Source organism: Lentzea sokolovensis (assembly GCF_033949975.1).
GTDB lineage: Bacteria > Actinomycetota > Actinomycetes > Mycobacteriales > Pseudonocardiaceae > Lentzea > Lentzea sokolovensis.
Genome location: NZ_JAXAVU010000014.1, coordinates 644,372 through 661,189, shown reverse-complemented (window position 1 = coordinate 661,189; position 16,818 = coordinate 644,372). Strand labels below are relative to the sequence as shown.

The following is a 16,818-nucleotide window of genomic DNA, read 5'->3' as shown; positions in this document are numbered from 1 at the left end:
CCTGGGCGCAATCTGTCCGCCATGGACAGGCGTCACTTCCTCCGCGTCACCGCCGCCGCGGGAGCCGGGTTGCTGGTCAGCGGCACGGCATCCTGCGCCACCTCGGCGTCCTCAGGCCCGGTCACCCAGGCCGCGGGCACGGCCACGATCCAGTCGAACCTCTCGGCGCCTGCTGCCAAAGCGGCGATCGACGCACTGGTGAAGGCGTTCAACGACAAGAAGGGCGCGCAGGCCTCGGTCAACACCGTGGCCTCCGAGACCTTCCGGACCCAGCTCCCGAGCTACCTCACCTCGGCCAACCCTCCCGACCTCTTCACCTGGTACCCCGGCGCACTGCTCAAGGGGTACGAGGAAAAGGGGCTGCTGCTCGACATCAGCGATGTCTGGCAGACCATGGGCGACTACCCCCAGTCGTTCAAGACGTTGAGCGGCAAGGTGTTCGTGCCGACGACGTACTACTGGTGGGGCTTCTTCTACCGCAAGTCCAACTTCGCCAAGTGGGGCGTCACCCCGCCGAAGACCTGGACCGAGTTCGTCGACCTCTGCAAGACGTTGCAGGGCAAGGGTGTGATCCCGCTCGGCATGGGCGCGGGATCGGACTCGCCGTGGACCGCGTCGAGCTGGTTCGACTACTTCAACATCCGCGTCAACGGAGCCGGGTTCCACCGCGAACTCCTCGCGGGCAAGCAGAAGTTCGACGACCCCAAGGTGAAGGCCATCTTCACGCCGTGGCGCGAAGTCCTGCCCTACACCGACCCCAACGGCACCGCGATCGGCTTCCAGGAAGCCACGACCGCGATGCTGCAGGGCCGCACGGGCATGCTGCTCACCGGCGCGTTCTTCGCCGACGCGGCGCCGAAGGACGCGATCGACGACATCGACTTCTTCCGGTTCCCGATCATCGACCCGACCGTACCGCTGGCGGAGGAGGGCCCGACCGACGGCTTCTTCGCGAGCGCCAAGTCACCGCACGTCAAGGAACTGAAGGAGTTCCTGACCTATGCGGCGACGGCGGAAGGTCAGGAGGCCTACATCAAGGCCTCGTCGGGCACGGTCCTGCCGACGCACCCGAACGCCAAGGACTCCGGCACACCCCTCGTCACGAAGGGCCGCCAGCACCTCAAGGAGGCCGCCGAGATCACCCAGTTCTTCAACCGCGACTCCAGCGACGCCCTGCAGCCCACCGCGGACGCCGCGCTGATCAAGTTCCTCCAGCAGCCGGACCAGCTGGACACGATCCTGACGACGTGGCAGAAGGCCGCCGAGCAGGTGTGGTCGTCCTGACATGACCAGCGTGACCAGAAGCTTCACCCGAGTCCCTCCGATCCTGCTGTTGTTCGTGCTCATCCCGTTGCTCGTGGAGGGGTTCTGGGTCTTCTGGCCCGCGCTGCAGGGGTTCTGGCTCGCGCTGACGAACTGGGACGGCGTCTCGCCGCCCCAGTTCGTCGGGCTCGACAACTACGCCAGGATGATCGGCGACCCGGTCTTCCACACCGCCGTCACCAACACCGCGATCTGGCTCGTGCTCTTCGGAGGGCTGTCCGCGGTCGGCGGCCTCGGCATGGCCGTGCTGCTGCAGAAGGAACGCCGCGGCGTCGGCGTCTACCGGGCCGCGCTGTTCGTGCCGGTGGTGTTCTCGCTGGTCGCCACCTCGCTGATCTGGCAGGTGCTCTACCAGCCGGGCGGGATCTTCGACAGCAGCCCGCTGGCCGACCCGGACACGGCGCTCTACGCGGTGCTGGTCCCGGCGCTGTGGCGGCAGGTCGGGTACGTGATGGTGCTGTACCTGGCGGGCCTCAAGGGCATCGACCCCGGACTCTACGAAGCGGCCACTTTGGACGGTGCCACGGGCTGGCAGAAGTTCCGGCACATCACCTGGCCGCAGCTCGGTTCGGTCAACTCGGTGGTGCTGTCGGTGATCGTGATCGACTCGCTGCGGTCGTTCGACGTGGTGTGGTCGATGACGCGCGGCGGTCCCTACCACTCGTCCGAGCTGCTCAGCACGTACATGTACTCGACCGCGTTCCAGTCGCTCAAGCTCGGCTACGCGAGCGCGCTCGCCGTCGTCATCTTCGTGCTGGCGTTCGGCGTGATCGTGACCTATCTCGTCCGCGCGTTCCGGGAGAACTGAGATGTCGGGTAGCACTTCTTCTGGCCGCGTCTTCCACGCCGTGGCGGGCACGATCTCCGTGCTCTGGCTGCTGCCGATCGTCGCCGTGCTCGTCACGGCGGTCCGAAGCTTCGACGACATCGCCGCCAACGGCCTCGCGTCGGTGCCCCGGTCGTTCACGTTCGCCGGGTTCACCGACGCGTGGACCAACGGCGGCGCGGGCGCCATGTGGAACAGCGTCCTCGTCACGGTGCCGACCGTGTTCCTCTCGCTGGCACTGAGCGCGGCGGCGGCGTACGCGTTGAGCCGCTTCGAGATTCCCGGCCGGCGCTCGATCATCCTGCTGATGCTCGCGGGCAACCTGCTGCCGCCGCAGATCCTGCTCGTACCGGTGTCGAAGCTGACCGAGCTGCTCGGCATCTACGACACGCTCTTCGCGCTGATCGTGGTGCAGGTCGGCTTCGGGCTCGGCTTCTACACGTTCGTGCTGCAGGGCTTCATGCGCGCCATGCCGAACGAGGTGCAGGAGGCCGCCACCATCGACGGCGCCGGTCCCGTGCAGATCTTCTGGCGGATCGTGCTGCCGATGACCAGGCCCGCGCTGGCCGCGCTGGCGGCGCTGGCGTTCACCTGGATCTTCAACGACCTGCTGTGGGCGATCACCGTGCTGCGGTCCTCCGCCGTGATGCCGGTGACCCCCGCGCTGCTCGCGTTGCAGGGCCAGTACGTCTCCAACTGGAACGTGATCGCGGCCGGGTCGGTGATCGCCGCGATCCCGACCGTGGCGGTGTTCCTGCGGTTCCAGCGGCACTTCATCTCCGGACTCGCTGTAGGAGCAGTCAAATGACCCAGCACCAGTGGACTCTCCGGATGGAAACCACCTCCTACACGGTGGCCGTCGAACCGGGCGGCCGTTGGGCCGAGCTCGTGGCCTGGGGCCCGCACGGCGTCGAGACCGGCCCGTCGCCGTTGAAGAACCTCGGCGACATCCACTTCATCACCGAGGCCGACGCGGCGCCGATCGAGTACGCGCCGCGCGGCGAGCGTCCGTTCACCGGCGCCGACCTCGAAGTGGACGGCGACTCGTGGTTCACGTTCGAAGGTGCGGACGAGTCGGACGGCGTGCTGCGCCTGGCCTTCGTCGACGAGGTGGCCGGCTTGCGAACCGTGCTCTGCTACCGGCCCGAACCCGGCGTCGACGTCCTGGCCCGCTGGGTCGAGGTGACCAACACCCGAGACGAGACGTCTCGTCTCGTCAGGATCGGATCGGCGGGCGTGTGTCTGCCCGTCCGCGAGCCCCGGCTGTCCTTTCTGCACGGTGAGTGGGCTCGCGAGTTCCAGCTGGACCACGTGACCCTCCCCGCGGGCGGGTTCCGAATCGGCAGCTCCTACGGCGTTCCCGGGCACAATTACGCGCCCTGGTTGTCCGTGGACGACACGTGGGGCGTGTCGCTGGCGTGGTCCGGTTCCTGGGAGATCACGGCCGAGATCGAGCCGTCCGGACTCACGCGCGTGCGCGCCGGAATGCTCGGCCCGGTCGTGATCGAACCGGGGGAGACCTTCACGACCCCGGAACTGGCGCTGGCGTACTCGACGGACGGCCTGGCCCGCGTCTGGCACGCCTACGACCGGCTGCGTTCCAGGCCTGCCCGCAAGCCCGTGCTCTACAACTCCTGGGAGGCGACGGGTTTCGAGGTCGACCTGCCGAAGCAGCTCGAACTGGCCGGCATCGCCGCCGATCTGGGCGTCGAGCTGTTCGTGGTGGACGACGGCTGGTTCACCGGCCGCCACGACGACACAGGCGGCCTCGGCGACTGGTACCCGGAGTCGCCGGACTTCGGCGCGTTCGTCGAGGACGTGCGGGGGATGGGCCTGGAGTTCGGCCTGTGGGTCGAGCCGGAGTGCGTGAGCCCGAAGTCGCAGCTCTACGCCGAGCACCCGGACTGGGTGTACCGCTTGCCCGGCCGCGAGCCCACGTTGGTCCGCAACCAGATGCTGCTCAACCTGGGCCTGCCCGAGGTCCACGAGTTCGTGACGTCCACTCTGGACAGACTGCTGACCGACTACCGGATCAGCTACCTGAAGTGGGACATGAACCGCCCCGCCACCGAACGCCCTCTCGACCAGGACGACGCCCACGTCCGCAACTACTGGCGCGTGCTCGACCACCTGCGGGACAAGCACCCGCACGTGCTGGTCGAGGGCTGCGCGGGCGGCGGCGGCCGGACGGACCTCGCGACCACCGGCAAGGTGGACGTGGTGTGGCCCAGCGACAACACCGCCCCGCTCGACCGGCTGAAGATCCAGCACGGCTTCCTGCACATGCACGCCCCGCACCTGATGTCCTCGTGGGTCACGGACGCGCCCGGCTTCTTCGACGCGCGTCCGCGTTCGCTGAAGTTCCGGTTCGTGCTCGCGATGGCCGGCGTGCTCGGCATCGGCGCGGATCTGCGGCAGTGGTCGGCCGACGAACGCGAGGAGGCCGCGGCGCTGGTCACTCTGTACAAGGACGTCCGAGACGTCGTGCACAACGGCGAAGCGCACCTGCTGAACGACGCGATCCAGTACTCCGGCGAGGACCGGATCGTCGTGCTGGCCTGGAACACGGGCTCGCTGACCGGCGTGCCGATGGTGCCCGGCCAGTTCTCGCGGGTGAAGCTGAAGGGTCTGACCGGCGAGTCCTATGTGGATGAGGACGGTCAGCTCTACTCGGCGGCGCACCTGACCCACGTCGGGCTGCCGTTCGCCTGGTCGCAGGCGAACGACGCCGACCTGGTCGTGCTCAAGCCGCTCTGATCAGGGCTTTGACGTCGTCGATCGGCGTGCGGGCGAGGGCCGACCCGACCCCGCACGCCACCGCCCCGGCCTCCAGCCACTTCGGGACGTCCGCCGGCGCGACGCCACCAGTGGGCACGAGCGGCGCGTAGGGCAGCACAGCGAGCACGTCGCGCACCCACTGAGGAGTGGGCGCGGGGAACACCTTCACCGCGTCCGCCCCGGCCTCCAACGCCTGCACGACCTCGGAAACCGACCCGGCACCCGGCAGTACAGCGGCGCCGTACCGATGCCCGGCCTGGATCACCGCCACGTTCAGGTTGGGTGCCACCAGGAACTGCGCCCCGGCACGCACCGCGGCGACGGCGGAAGCCTCGTCCAGCACGGAACCGGCGCCGATGACCGCCGACGGGTGGTCCGCGCGCAACTGCCGGATCGCCTCCAGCGCACCGGGGTTCGTCAACGGCAGTTCGAGGGACGTGAGACCCGCGTCCAGCAACGGAACGGCGGCCTCGACAGCGGTGGCGGCGGACGCGGTGCGAACGATCGCGATGATGCCCTGCCGCACGACTGCCTGGGTGATCTCGTAGCGGTAGCTCACGCCCGCCAGCCTACTACACATAAATTACGAATTATTCTTGACACCTGCAACGGACGCGGGGGAGGCTCACGGGCATGTCGGTTCGCAGAGTCGCGTTGGCCATCGCCTTGATGTCCCTGGTGGCGGCACCCGCTCACGCAGGTGACGACCAAGGAGCGCCCACTTACTACGACAGCGGTGTCGCCAAGACCCCGTACATGGGCTGGAACACGTACTACGGCTTGGGCGCGCCGACCGAGAAGGACGTGCGCGGTGTCGCCGACTTCCTGGTGAGCAGCGGGATGCGCGACGCCGGGTACAAGATCGTGTGGATCGACGGCGGCTGGACCGCGCCGACCCCGCGTGACGCCAGGGGCAACCTGGTCGAGGACCCGGCGAAGTTCCCCGGCGGCCTCCCGAAGCTGGTCGGGGACCTGCACGCCCAAGGCCTCAAGGCGGGCATCTACACCGACGCCGGGCCGTCCGACGGCAAGAACTGCGCGGTCGGCAGCGGTGGCGGCTACTACGAGAAGGACGCGAAGCGGTTCGCTGACTGGAAGTTCGACGCCGTCAAGGTCGACTTCCTGTGCGGCATCTTCGCGAACCTCAAACCCGCGCAGGCGTTCACGGACTTCAGCAAGGCCCTCGCCAAGGCGGGCCGGCCGATGATCCTCAACATCTGCAACCCCGTCACCGGAGAGTGGGGCGTTCCGCACGAGCCGGACCAGACCGCCGACATCTCCTACACGTTCGGCCCGCTGGCCGGTGACTCGTGGCGCACCAGCACCGACATCGCGTTCGGCACGCCGTACGAGGGCATCTGGCGTGACGTGCTGCGCAACATGGACCGCAACGCCGCGCACCCGGAGTCGAACGGCCCCGGCCACTACAACGACCCGGACTACCTGATCCCGATGCGCAGGACGCAGCAGGGCACCTACGAGCTCAACGAGGAGGAGTCGACCTCTCAGTTCGTGATGTGGGCGCAGATGTCCTCGCCGTTGATCATCGGCTCCGACCCGCGCACGCTGCCGCCGTCGATGGTGAACACGCTCAAGAACCCCGAGATCCTCTCGGTCAACCAGGACCCGCTGGCCATCCAGGGCGTCCGGGTCGCCTCGACGGGCGACACCGACGTCTACAGCAAGGTGTTGTCCCGCAAGGGCGAGCGCTCGGTCGTGCTGCTCAACCGCCGCGACGTCCCTGCCGAGATGACGGTGAACTTCGCGCAGGCTGGCCTCAAGGGCGACGTTTCGGTGCGTGATCTGCGGGCTCGCGCCGACCGCGGCACGACGACCGACAAGTACGCGGTGACGGTTCCTCCGCACGGCACCGCGATGCTCAAGTTGCGCGGCACGGACCTCGTGCCCGGTGAGGCAGTGGGCTCCGACGCCACCGCCTCGCCCGCGATCGCACGGGTCGGCGACGAGGCGCTGGTGTTCAGCCGCGGCACGGGCGGCGAGCTGAAGATGCTGCGGGACGGCCAGTGGTCGAGCCTGGGCAAGGCGATCCAGGGCCAGCCCGCCGTCCGCACCGTCGGCAATGACGTCGAAGTGACCGTCCGCGGCCACGACAACCGCGCTTGGCAGCGCACTCTCCACAACGGACGCTGGGGGTCGTGGAAGTCGCTGGGCGGCAAGCTCACCGACGCGCCTTCGGTCGCGGTCGACGGCACGATCGTCGCCCGCGGTGAAGACGGCGAGGTCTGGCTCTACAGGGGCACCTGGACCTCGCTGGGGGCGCCCGGCGACGCCCCGATCTACGGCAGGCCGAGCGTCGCCGGCGGTCAGGTGGCCGTCCGCACCGCGGCCGACGACGTCTGGGTCCGCCCGGTCAGCGGCGGCCAGTGGACGTCACTCGGAGGCGTGATCTCCGGCAGCCCGACCCTGGTCGAGTTCCAGGACCGGATCTACCTGTTCGCGCGGGCCGGCGACTACACGCTCTGGCAGATCAACTCCTCCGCCGGGGTCTGGGGCGGCTGGTTCAACCGTCCCGAGTTCCCGAGCAACTCGCTCGTCGGCGCCGTCGGTGCTACTGCTGGTCCGGACGGCTCCGCGTGGACTGTGGTGCGCGGGCCGGACAACAGGGTCTACCGGCAGAAGCTCTAGGAGAACGTGCATGAAGTGCGCGGTGGTGTCGGGTGCGGGTGCCGGAATCGGTGCCGCGACGGCGAAGCACCTGACGGACAACGGTTACCGGGTCGTCGGGATCGACCTGCGCGGTGATGTGGCCGTGCGGGGAGATGTCAGCGACCCGGAGACCTGGCGGCGGGCGATCGAACTGTGTGACGGCGGCGTGGACGCGTTGGTGAGCAACGCCTACACGGTCGCGGTCAAGCCGTTGGAGGCGACGACGCCGGCCGAGTGGGAACGCCAGCTCGCGGTCAACCTCGGCGGCACGTTCCACGGCGTCCAGGCCTGCTTGCCGTCGTTGCGTGAACGCAAGGGCTCGGTCGTGCTCGTCTCGTCGGTGCACGCGCACTTCGGCATCCCCGGCCACGGCGCCTACGCGACCGCCAAGGGCGGGCTGGTCGCACTGACCCGCCAGCTCGCCGTCGAGTACGCGCCGGACGTCCGGTTCAACGCGGTGCTGCCCGGTCCCGTGCTGACAGCTGCCTGGGACCGGGTCTCACCCGAGGATCGGGAACGCAGTGCCCGATCCACCCCGGCCGGCCGCCTCGGCGACCCGGCCGAGGTGGCCTCGGTGATCGGTTTTCTCCTGTCTCCGGCGGCGTCGTTCGTGACGGGCGCGGAGCTTCTGGTCGACGGCGGCTGGTCCGCGGCGAAGGACTCTTCATGAAGGTGACGGCGGTCGAGACGTTCCTGGTCGAGCCCCGCTGGCTGTTCCTCAAGGTGAGCACCGACGAGGGGGTGAGCGGCTGGGGCGAGCCGGTCGTGGAGGGCAGGGCGGAGACGGTCCGCGCCGCCGTCCACGAACTGTCCGAGCTGGTCATCGGCCAGGACCCGCTGCGCGTCGAGGACCTGTGGCAGGTCCTGCGCCGCGGCGGCTTCTACCGCGGCGGACCCGTGCTGTCCTCGGCTCTCTCCGGCTACGACCACGCTTTCTGGGACATCGCCGGCAAAGCACGCGGGTTACCGGTCCACGAACTGCTCGGCGGCCCCGTGCGCGACCGGGTGCGCGCGTACTCGTGGGTGGGCGGCGACCGGCCGGACGGCATTTTCGACGCGGTGTCGCGGCAGGTCGCGGCGGGCTTCAGCGCCGTGAAGATGAACGCCACGGCGGAGATGCGCCCGATCGCCTCGCCCGCCGAGGCCGAGGCGGTGCTCAAGCGTGCCCGTGAGGCGCGCGAAGCCCTTGGCCCGCACGGAGATCTCGCGATCGACTTCCACGGCCGCGTGTCACCCGCGATGGCGCGCAGGCTGGTGCGGATGCTCGAAGAGGTGCAGCCGATGTTCGTCGAGGAACCGGTGCTGCCCGAACTGCCCGCCGAGGTGCTGGCGTCGGTGGTGCGGGCGTCGACGGTGCCGATCGCGACGGGGGAGCGGCTGTTCTCGCGCTGGGAGTTCAAGCCCGTCCTCGACGTCGGTGTCGCGGTCGTGCAACCCGACCCGTCGCACGCGGGCGGCATCTCGGAGCTGCGCCGGATCGGGGCGCTGGCCGAGATCTACGGCGCGTCGATCGCGCCGCACTGTCCACTCGGGCCGATCTCACTCGCGGCGTCGTTGCAGGTCGCGTTCACCACGCCGAACTTCCTGATCCAGGAACAGAGCGCGGGCATGCACTACAACGGCTCCGACCCGTCGTACCTGGTGGACATGGCGCCGGTGCGGGTCGTGGACGGCTGGATCGCCCGGCCGACCGGCCCCGGCCTGGGAGTCGAGGTCGACGAGGCGGCGGTGCGCAGGGCGGCCGAGTCCGGGCACGCGTGGCGCTCGCCGATCTGGCGGCACGACGACGGCAGCTTCGCCGAGTGGTGACAGTGCCTGCCAGCGGCTGCCAGTGACGTGTGCGTCCGCTGTCAGCGCGCCGGGTGAACCTGGTCGTGCCGTCAGGGAGGCGGCACGATCTCCAGGGGAGCCCATCAATGCACGTCACGATCATCGGTGCCGGTCTCGGCGGTCTCACGCTCGCCCGTGTGCTGCACGTCAACGGCATCCCGTCCACCGTCTACGAGGCGGAGGAGTCGCCCGCGGCACGGACGCAGGGCGGCATGCTCGACATCCACGACTACAACGGCCAGATCGCCGTCGAGGCGGCCGGGTTGATGGACGAGTTCCAGAGCCTTGTCCTTCCGGGCCGTCAAGCCATCCGCGTGCTGGAATCCGACGGCACGGTTCTGCACGAGCAGGGCGACGACGGCACGGGCGGCCGTCCCGAGGTGCAGCGCGCCGACCTGCGGCAGATGCTGCTCGACTCGCTCCCGGAAGGCACGGTCCGGTGGGGCCGCAAGGTGATCGGCGTCCACGGCAGGACGGTGACGTTCGAAGACGGCAGCACCGTCGACGCCGACGTGCTGGTCGGCGCTGACGGCGCGTGGTCGCGGGTGCGGGCGTTGGTCACGGACGCCAAGCCGGAGTACACCGGCATGTCGTTCGTCGAGACCTACCTCTACGACGCCGAAACGCGGCACCCGGAGATCGCGAAGGTGGTCGGTGGCGGGTCGATGTTCGCCCCCGGCCAGGGCAAGGGGATCTTCGCTCACCGGGAGGCCGGCGACACGCTGCACGCGTACGTGGAGTTCAACCGGCCGCTGGACTGGTTCGACGACCTCGGCAAGATCGTCGGTGAGTTCGAGGGCTGGGCACCCGAGCTCACCGCGTTGATCACCGAGTCCGACACCGAACCGGTGTTCCGCCCGCACTACGCCCTGCCCACCGGGCACCGCTGGGAACGGGTGCCGCGGGTGACCCTGGTCGGCGACGCCGCGCACCTCATGCCGCCCAACGGCGAGGGCGCCAACCTCGCCATGCTGGACGCCGCCGAACTCGGCCAGGCGCTCGCCACGAAGGACGTGGAGACCGCGCTCGCCGAGTACGAGGAGGCGATGTTCGTGCGCGCCGCCCACACCGCGGAGGACTCCGAGGAGATGATCCAGAGCCTGTTCGGCGACGAGCCCCCGCAGAAGCTGCTCGACCTCCTCATCGACGCCTAGCATCGGACCATGATCCAAGAGGATGGTGACCTGGACGGCCTGGTGCGCAAACGGATCCGCGCGCTCCGGGTCGCCCAGGGCTGGTCGCTGGACGAGCTCGCGACCCGCGCCAGGCTCAGTCCGTCGTCGCTCAGCCGCATCGAGAACGGCCAGCGCCGCCTCGCCCTCGACCAGCTCGTCACGCTCGCCCGCGCCCTCGACACGACGCTCGACCAGCTGGTCGAGACCGACACCGACGACGTGATCGTCAGTCCGATGCTCGACGGCGCGCACGGCAACATGCGCTGGCCGATCAAGGCGGAGCCGGGCATGACCGTCATGCGCCAGCGGATGACCACCCCGCCGCCCGACAACCCCGCCTCGCTGCGCGCGCACTCCGGCCGCGAATGGCTGGTGGTGCTGTCGGGCACGGCGGTGTTGCTGCTGGGCAACCGGAGGTTCCGGGTGGAGACGAACCAGGCCGCCGAGTTCCCCACGATGCTGCCGCACGCGATCGGCACAGCGGGTGGTCCGTGCGAGATCCTCGGGATCTTCGACCGGGAGGCGCGGCGCGGCCACAACGCCGACAAGAAGGCGTGATCTTGCGCGGTCGGCACCGGACGGGCCGACCTTCTTGCGTCTTGCGCAAGCTGCCGTGCATCTAGCGCAGGGCGGACCTACGTTGGCCGCATGAGCGACGAACGACATGGCCACGGAGCCGACCACGGCCACGAGCACGGGCATGGCCACGGGCACGGGCACGGGCATGGCCACGGGCACGGGCACGGGGCCGGGCATGGGCACGATGACGACCAGGCCGAGATCCTGGACCTCGACGCCGAACTCCTCGCCACCCACACCGCCGACATCATCGACTGGCTGCCCACCTCGAACCCCCGCCACATCGTCGACCTGGGCAGCGGCACGGGCGCGGGCACGTTCGCCCTCCTGGCCCGTTACCCGGAAGCCCACATCACCGCGGTCGACTCCTCACTGGACCACCTCCGGCGACTGCGCGAGAAAGCCGGCGAACGAGGCCTGGCCGACCGAGTCCACACGGTCCTGGCCGATCTCGACTCCGACTGGCCGGACCTCGGCACCCCGGATCTGATCTGGGCGTCGGCCTCCCTGCACCACATGGCCGACCCGGGCCACACCCTCGGCCAACTCCACAAGACCCTCGCCCCCGCGGGCCTGCTGGCCGTCGTCGAGCTCGCCGGCATGCCGCAGTTCTTCCCCGAGCAGGCCCCGGACGCCCATGACGAACGCCTGCCCCACCGAGGCGCGGACTGGGGTCCGAAGCTGACCGAGGCCGGGTTCACCGTCGAAGGCGAACGCACGATCACCGTCCACATCGAACGGTCCGAAGCCGTGGAACGCTACGCCCACATCGTTCTGCGCAGGCAGTTCGGCCCCGCGGCGGCCGATGAAGCAGTGCGTCGCGACGACCTTTCCCTGCGCACCGAACGCACCGTGTGGGCGGCGAGGAAGTGACCTAACGCGACGCTGTGACGAGCGCCGTTCGCAGCAGGTCGAGAGCGGCCGCCCGTGCTCCGGTCAGCGACGGAGACGCCACGGACGCCGCGACAACGTCGACCTGACGCGGCAACCGCGAACACTCGGCCTTGATCGCGCCGAGCAACGACGGCCCCCAGGATCCGCCGATCACGACGACCTCGGGATCGGCCAGCGTCACCAACGCCATGACGACACCCCCGATGGCCCGCGCGAGCACGACGGGATCCGCGGTCCGCAGCCGTGCCACGTCGATCGCGGTCGTCCCCGGACGGCGCAACCCGAGTTCGCCGAACACCTCGATGAACGGCGTCGCGCCGGACGGCCCGGCCGTGATCAGGTGCGAGATCTCACCGGCCAGTCCCGAGTGCCCGCGCCGGACCTCGCCGTCGGAGACGACCGCACAACCCAGACCCTCGCCCAAAAAGAGATAGGCGAAGTCCGCGACGCCCAGCGCGGCGTGTTCGGCCTGCGCCGCCCAGTTCACGTCGTTGTCCACCACGACCGGTCCGTGCAGCAACGGCCCGAGCGCCGCGACGGGATCGAGTTCTCCCACCAGGAACGGCGAGTCGGGCAGCTGCACGAGCCTGCCGGTGCGCCGGTCGACGGGATCGGCCGCGCTCACCGTGCACAGTCGGACGTTGTGCGCCGCAACGGTTTCCGCCGCGACCGACGGCAGTGCGGCGGCCACTTCGGCCGGGTCGGCGATCGGGTGGTGGGTGCGGCCGACGACGTCCCCGTAGGCGTCGACGCACTCGGCCGTCACGCCGTCCGGCGCGATCGTCATGACCAGGGCGACGCCGATGTCCTCGGCCAGGCTGTAGAACGAACCGACCCGGCCCTTGCCGCGGCCGCCCGGCGTGCGTTCGCCGGTGTCCGCGACCAGGCCCTGGTCCACGAGGCGGCGGACGCTCTCGCTCACCGTCGGCTTCGACAGCCCGGTCTCCACCGCCAGTTCCGCCCGCGTGAGCTTGCGTGCGGACATCAACGACCGCAGCACGTGCTCGTCCGAGATCGAGCGCAGCAACTCCTGGGACGGCCTGGTCACGCGCAGCACTCTAGTTAGGGGTCTTGCCTACAACGGTCCGACACGCCTATGGTTCTAAGTTAGGAGGCCTTACTGGAAGGAGTCACAAGTGCTGCCGAACTGGGAGACAACCCCCGCTGACCTGCCGAAAGCCATCCGGGAGGTGAAAAAGGCGATCCGGGCGAACATCGAGGCGTCGGGACGCAGCGTCGAGGAGGTGTTCGCGGTCGTCGAGCGGCAGATCCGGCGCGAGGTCGACGACGTCAAAGCCGGTCAGGCCTGGCCGGTGATCGACTACGCCGACATCGAGGCCGGCACCGCGTCGCCCGACCTCGTGAAACGCCGGGGATGCCTCGTCGTGCGGAACCACTTCGACCGCGAGCAGGCGCTGGCCTGGGACAAGTCCATCGTGGACTACGTCGAGGGCAACGACTTCTTCGAGAACTACCGCGGCCCCGGCGACGACTTCTTCGGCAGTGTCGGCTCGAAGCCCGAGATCTACCCGATCTACTGGTCCGAAGCGCAGACTCAAGCCAGGCAACACAAGCGCATGGCGACGGTCCAGCAGTTCCTGAACGGCCTGTGGCACCACGAAGGCTGGTTCGACCCGGCGAAGGACGTCGGCTACCCGGACCGCATCCGCCGCCGCCCGCCCGGCGCGAACTCCAACGGCCTGGGCACCCACCTCGACCCCGGCACGCTCGACCTGTGGATGACGCGCGAGTACCAGCAGGCGTTCCGGCACCTGTTCAACGGCACGCCCGAGCAGTACGACCCGTGGGACGCCGCCCACCGCACCACCGGCCCGCAGTACCCCGGAACGACGATGTGCTCGGTGTTCCGCACCTTCCAGGGCTGGACCGCGCTCTCCGACATGGACCACGACCAGGGCGTCCTGCACACCGTCCCGATCCCCGGCGCCATGGCGTACCTGATGCTGCGCCCGCTGCTCGACGACGTCCCGGACGACGACATGTGCGGCGTCACGGTCAACCAGGTCTTCCCGGTCGACCCGAAGTACCACGAGCTCCTGATCGAGGCCCTGAGCGGCATCCCGGACGTCCGGGCGGGCGACTCGGTCTGGTGGCACTGCGACATGATCCACAGCGTCGCGCCCGTCACCGATCAACAGGGCTGGGGCAACGTCATGTACATCCCGGCCGCGCCCTCATGCCCCCGGAACGACCGCTACGCCGAGGAGATCCAGCACGCCCGCGCAACGGGTTCGAGCCCGAGCGACTTCCCGGAAGAGCACTACGAACGCACCTGGCCGAACCGCTCACGCCCCGAATAGCACCCGGAACACCGCGCCCTCACCAGGCGCGGTGTCCAGCTCGATCCGCCACCCGTGCGCCGCGACCAGCGCCGCCACGATCGACAGCCCCAGCCCACTCCCGCCGGGTCCACGCGCGGGATCCACGCGGTAGAACCGTTCGAACACCCGCGAAGCCTGCTCCGCGGTCACCCCAGGCCCGTGATCAGCCACTTCGATCGCCTCTGCGGTCAGCCGGACCTCGATCGGCGACTCGGCCGGCGTGTGGATCAACGCGTTGTCCAGCAGGTTCGTCAGCACCTGCCGCACCCGCGCCTCGTCCGCCTCGGCCAGTACCGGCCCTGTCGGCAGGGCCAACGAGACGAGACGTCTCGTCTCGCGATCCCGAGCCTCGACCACGGCATCGGTCACCAGAACCACCAGGTCCACAGTGGACAACGTCAGCGGTTGCTCCGAGTCCAGCCGCGCCAACTGCAGCAGATCCTCGACCAGCAAACCCATCCGCGAGGCCTGGTCCTCGATCCGCTTCAACACCGCCGAAGCATCCGAAGCCGCGCCCTGCCGGTAAAGCTCGGCATACCCTCGAATCGACGTCAACGGCGTCCGCAACTCGTGCGACGCGTCCGCGACGAACTGCCGCATCCGGTTCTCCGAACTCACCCGCACCGCGAACGCCTGCTCGATCTGCCCCAGCATCGTGTTCAACGCGGCCGCCAGCCGCCCGACCTCCGAACCGGGCCGCCGCACCGGCACCCGCCGCGACAGATCACCGGCCGCGATCTCCCCGGCGACCTGCTCGACCTCCTCCAACGCCCGCGTCGAAGCCCTGACCAGCGCATACCCGGCCATCCCGACGAGGATCAACGCCCCGAGGCTGATCAGCAGGAACGCCAGCCGCAGATCGTCGACGGCCCGTTCGACCTCCGACTGGTCGGTCACCACGACCAGTTCGGCACCGTCGAGCTGCCGCATCACCAGCCGATGCGAGCCCACCGTGACGTGCTCGCCCGGCGTCAACGTCCCGTACGCCGGCAGCCCTTCGAAGGACGTCCCGGACAGCACCCCGTCCGCGTCGCGCAGGATCATGTTGTCGCGCATCGGAAACGGCCGCGGCGCCGACGCGACCCGGTCCAGCCGCGCGTCGAGCTGGCCGAGCAGATAGCGCTCCATCACCTGCGACCCGATCAGCCACGTGCCGAACAGGCCCGCGGCCACCAGGGCGACGAGCACGACCACCAGCCGCACGCGCAACGTCATCGAATCATGTATCCCAGACCTCGAACCGTGTGAATCAGCCGAGGCTCGGAAGCGTCCACCTTGCGCCGCAGGTACGAGATGTACGACTCGACCACCCCGACGTCGCCGTCGAAGTCGTGCGACCACACCTGGTCCAGGATCTGCGCCTTCGACAGCACCCGCCCGCTGTTGCGCATCAGGTAGTGCAGCAACCGGAATTCCGTCGGCGACAGCTCCACGACCCGCGAACCACGCCTGACCACATGACTCTCCACGTCCAGCGAGAGATCCCCGCAGGTCAGTTGCTCGCTCTCGCCGCCGGGCCGGGTGCGGCGCAGCACGGCCGTCACCCGCGCGATGACCTCCTCCAGACTGAACGGCTTGGTGATGTACCCGTCACCGCCGATCGTGAGGCCCGTGATGCGGTCCTCCGTGCTGTCCCGCGCGGTCAGGTACAGCACCGGCACCCGCACGCCACCGGAACGCAGCCGCCGCACCACCTCGAACCCGTCCCGGTCGGGCAGCATCACGTCGAGCAGCACCAGGTCGGGAACATCGGTTCGTGCGGCGGTCAACGCCTCGGAGCCGGTCGCCGCGCTCGACACGGTGAACCCCGCGAACCGCAGGCTGGCGCACAGCAGCTCACGGATGCTGGGTTCGTCCTCGACGACGAGCAACCGGCCCCGTTCCACGCGTGAATCCTGCATCACCCGGTGGTCGGCCGCTGGGTGATGGTCTGCCCGCTCACGGTGCCGTCGGAACCCGCCTGACCCTGCACGACGACCTGCTGACCGGCCTTGAGATCAGCGAGCTTGCCCTCCGAGGTGACCTCCACCTTCGTGGTGTCCGAAGTGGACACCTTCACGATCTGGCCGTTCTGCGTCTTCACGTAGACGGTCGTGCCCTCGACGTGGTCGATCGTGCCGGCGGTGCCGCGCCCTCCGAACTGGCCGCCGCCCTGCCGGTTCGTCCCGGACGGGGGAGTACCGCCGTTGCCACCGGGGAACTGCCGCCCGGCGGCGTTCTGCCGGGTCGGCGTCTCGCTGGCACCGAAGGACTTCTGCACGAACACCCCGCCGACGAACGCCACGATGGCGAGCACCGCGACCCCGAGGATCACCGTCGTCTTGCCGAAACCGGTCTTGCGTTCCTTCAGCTCGGCCGAGATGTCGTTCTCGAGCGGCTGATCGAGTGGGTTGGTCACGTCGTG

At 69.3% G+C, this 16,818-nt stretch carries 16 protein-coding genes; 11 read left to right on the top strand and 5 right to left on the bottom strand.

The genetic code is table 11. The annotated features are described in order from the left end of the window. The first annotated feature begins 21 nt into the window (after positions 1 to 21). Genes SK854_RS36920 through SK854_RS36905 form a run of 4 tightly spaced genes read left to right on the top strand, consistent with a single transcriptional unit; the run spans position 22 to position 4,906 of the window. The gene (locus tag SK854_RS36920) at positions 22 to 1,284 is read left to right on the top strand and encodes an ABC transporter substrate-binding protein (RefSeq protein WP_319979783.1); all 1,263 of its coding nucleotides are present in this window, start codon (positions 22 to 24) and stop codon (positions 1,282 to 1,284) included. 10 nt (positions 1,285 to 1,294) lie between these two features. After that, a complete protein-coding gene (locus SK854_RS36915; protein WP_319979782.1) occupies positions 1,295 to 2,131 on the top strand; it encodes a carbohydrate ABC transporter permease in 837 nt (278 codons plus the stop codon). 1 nt (position 2,132) lies between these two features. Then, entirely contained in the window at positions 2,133 to 2,957 is an 825-nt protein-coding gene (locus tag SK854_RS36910) for a carbohydrate ABC transporter permease (protein WP_319979781.1), read from the top strand. After that, positions 2,954 to 4,906 carry an alpha-galactosidase gene (locus SK854_RS36905; protein ID WP_319979780.1) on the top strand — a complete coding sequence of 651 codons (1,953 nt, stop codon included), beginning with the start codon at positions 2,954 to 2,956 and terminating at the stop codon, positions 4,904 to 4,906. Before SK854_RS36910 ends, SK854_RS36905 begins: the two co-directional genes overlap by 4 nt. Here SK854_RS36905 and SK854_RS36900 read toward each other — a convergent pair. Beyond that, positions 4,893 to 5,486, bottom strand: a complete 594-nt coding sequence (locus tag SK854_RS36900; RefSeq protein WP_319979779.1) for a bifunctional 4-hydroxy-2-oxoglutarate aldolase/2-dehydro-3-deoxy-phosphogluconate aldolase — start codon at positions 5,484 to 5,486, stop codon at positions 4,893 to 4,895. The two genes, SK854_RS36905 and SK854_RS36900, sit on opposite strands and share 14 nt — an antisense overlap. Before the next feature lie 74 nt (positions 5,487 to 5,560). Between SK854_RS36900 and SK854_RS36895 the strand changes: the two genes are divergently transcribed. From SK854_RS36895 to SK854_RS36870, 6 genes are all read left to right on the top strand, one after another. Beyond that, entirely contained in the window at positions 5,561 to 7,573 is a 2,013-nt protein-coding gene (locus tag SK854_RS36895; protein ID WP_319979778.1) for a hypothetical protein, read from the top strand. Between the two features lie 10 nt (positions 7,574 to 7,583). Continuing rightward, positions 7,584 to 8,264: an SDR family NAD(P)-dependent oxidoreductase gene (locus tag SK854_RS36890; protein WP_319979777.1), complete on the top strand. Its 681-nt coding sequence runs from the start codon at positions 7,584 to 7,586 to the stop codon at positions 8,262 to 8,264. Continuing rightward, positions 8,261 to 9,403 carry a galactonate dehydratase gene (gene dgoD / locus SK854_RS36885; RefSeq protein WP_319979776.1) on the top strand — a complete coding sequence of 381 codons (1,143 nt, stop codon included), beginning with the start codon at positions 8,261 to 8,263 and terminating at the stop codon, positions 9,401 to 9,403. The genes SK854_RS36890 and dgoD overlap by 4 nt, the downstream gene beginning before the upstream one ends. Before the next feature lie 107 nt (positions 9,404 to 9,510). Next, positions 9,511 to 10,578 (top strand): FAD-dependent oxidoreductase, encoded by a 1,068-nt coding sequence (locus SK854_RS36880; protein ID WP_319979775.1) that lies wholly within the window; start codon positions 9,511 to 9,513, stop codon positions 10,576 to 10,578. A gap of 9 nt (positions 10,579 to 10,587) precedes the next feature. After that, positions 10,588 to 11,157 carry an XRE family transcriptional regulator gene (locus SK854_RS36875; RefSeq protein ID WP_319979774.1) on the top strand — a complete coding sequence of 190 codons (570 nt, stop codon included), beginning with the start codon at positions 10,588 to 10,590 and terminating at the stop codon, positions 11,155 to 11,157. A 90-nt stretch (positions 11,158 to 11,247) separates the two neighbouring features. Next, positions 11,248 to 12,051, top strand: a complete 804-nt coding sequence (locus tag SK854_RS36870) for a class I SAM-dependent methyltransferase (RefSeq protein ID WP_319979773.1) — start codon at positions 11,248 to 11,250, stop codon at positions 12,049 to 12,051. 1 nt (position 12,052) lies between these two features. Here SK854_RS36870 and SK854_RS36865 read toward each other — a convergent pair whose 3' ends face one another. Next, a complete protein-coding gene (locus SK854_RS36865; protein WP_319979772.1) occupies positions 12,053 to 13,120 on the bottom strand; it encodes an ROK family transcriptional regulator in 1,068 nt (355 codons plus the stop codon). Positions 13,121 to 13,208: 88 nt separating this feature from the next. Between SK854_RS36865 and SK854_RS36860 the strand changes: the two genes are divergently transcribed. Further along, entirely contained in the window at positions 13,209 to 14,393 is a 1,185-nt protein-coding gene (locus SK854_RS36860) for a YbiU family protein (RefSeq protein ID WP_319979771.1), read from the top strand. Here SK854_RS36860 and SK854_RS36855 read toward each other — a convergent pair. Genes SK854_RS36855 through SK854_RS36845 form a run of 3 tightly spaced genes read right to left on the bottom strand, consistent with a single transcriptional unit; the run spans position 14,379 to position 16,812 of the window. Next, on the bottom strand, positions 14,379 to 15,629 hold the full coding sequence (locus SK854_RS36855; protein WP_319979770.1) for a sensor histidine kinase: 1,251 nt from the start codon (positions 15,627 to 15,629) through the stop codon (positions 14,379 to 14,381). The two genes, SK854_RS36860 and SK854_RS36855, sit on opposite strands and share 15 nt — an antisense overlap. Next, entirely contained in the window at positions 15,626 to 16,315 is a 690-nt protein-coding gene (locus SK854_RS36850; RefSeq protein WP_406601871.1) for a response regulator transcription factor, read from the bottom strand. Before SK854_RS36850 ends, SK854_RS36855 begins: the two co-directional genes overlap by 4 nt. Further along, positions 16,315 to 16,812 carry a hypothetical protein gene (locus SK854_RS36845; RefSeq protein ID WP_319979768.1) on the bottom strand — a complete coding sequence of 166 codons (498 nt, stop codon included), beginning with the start codon at positions 16,810 to 16,812 and terminating at the stop codon, positions 16,315 to 16,317. Before SK854_RS36845 ends, SK854_RS36850 begins: the two co-directional genes overlap by 1 nt. Positions 16,813 to 16,818 lie beyond the last annotated feature (6 nt).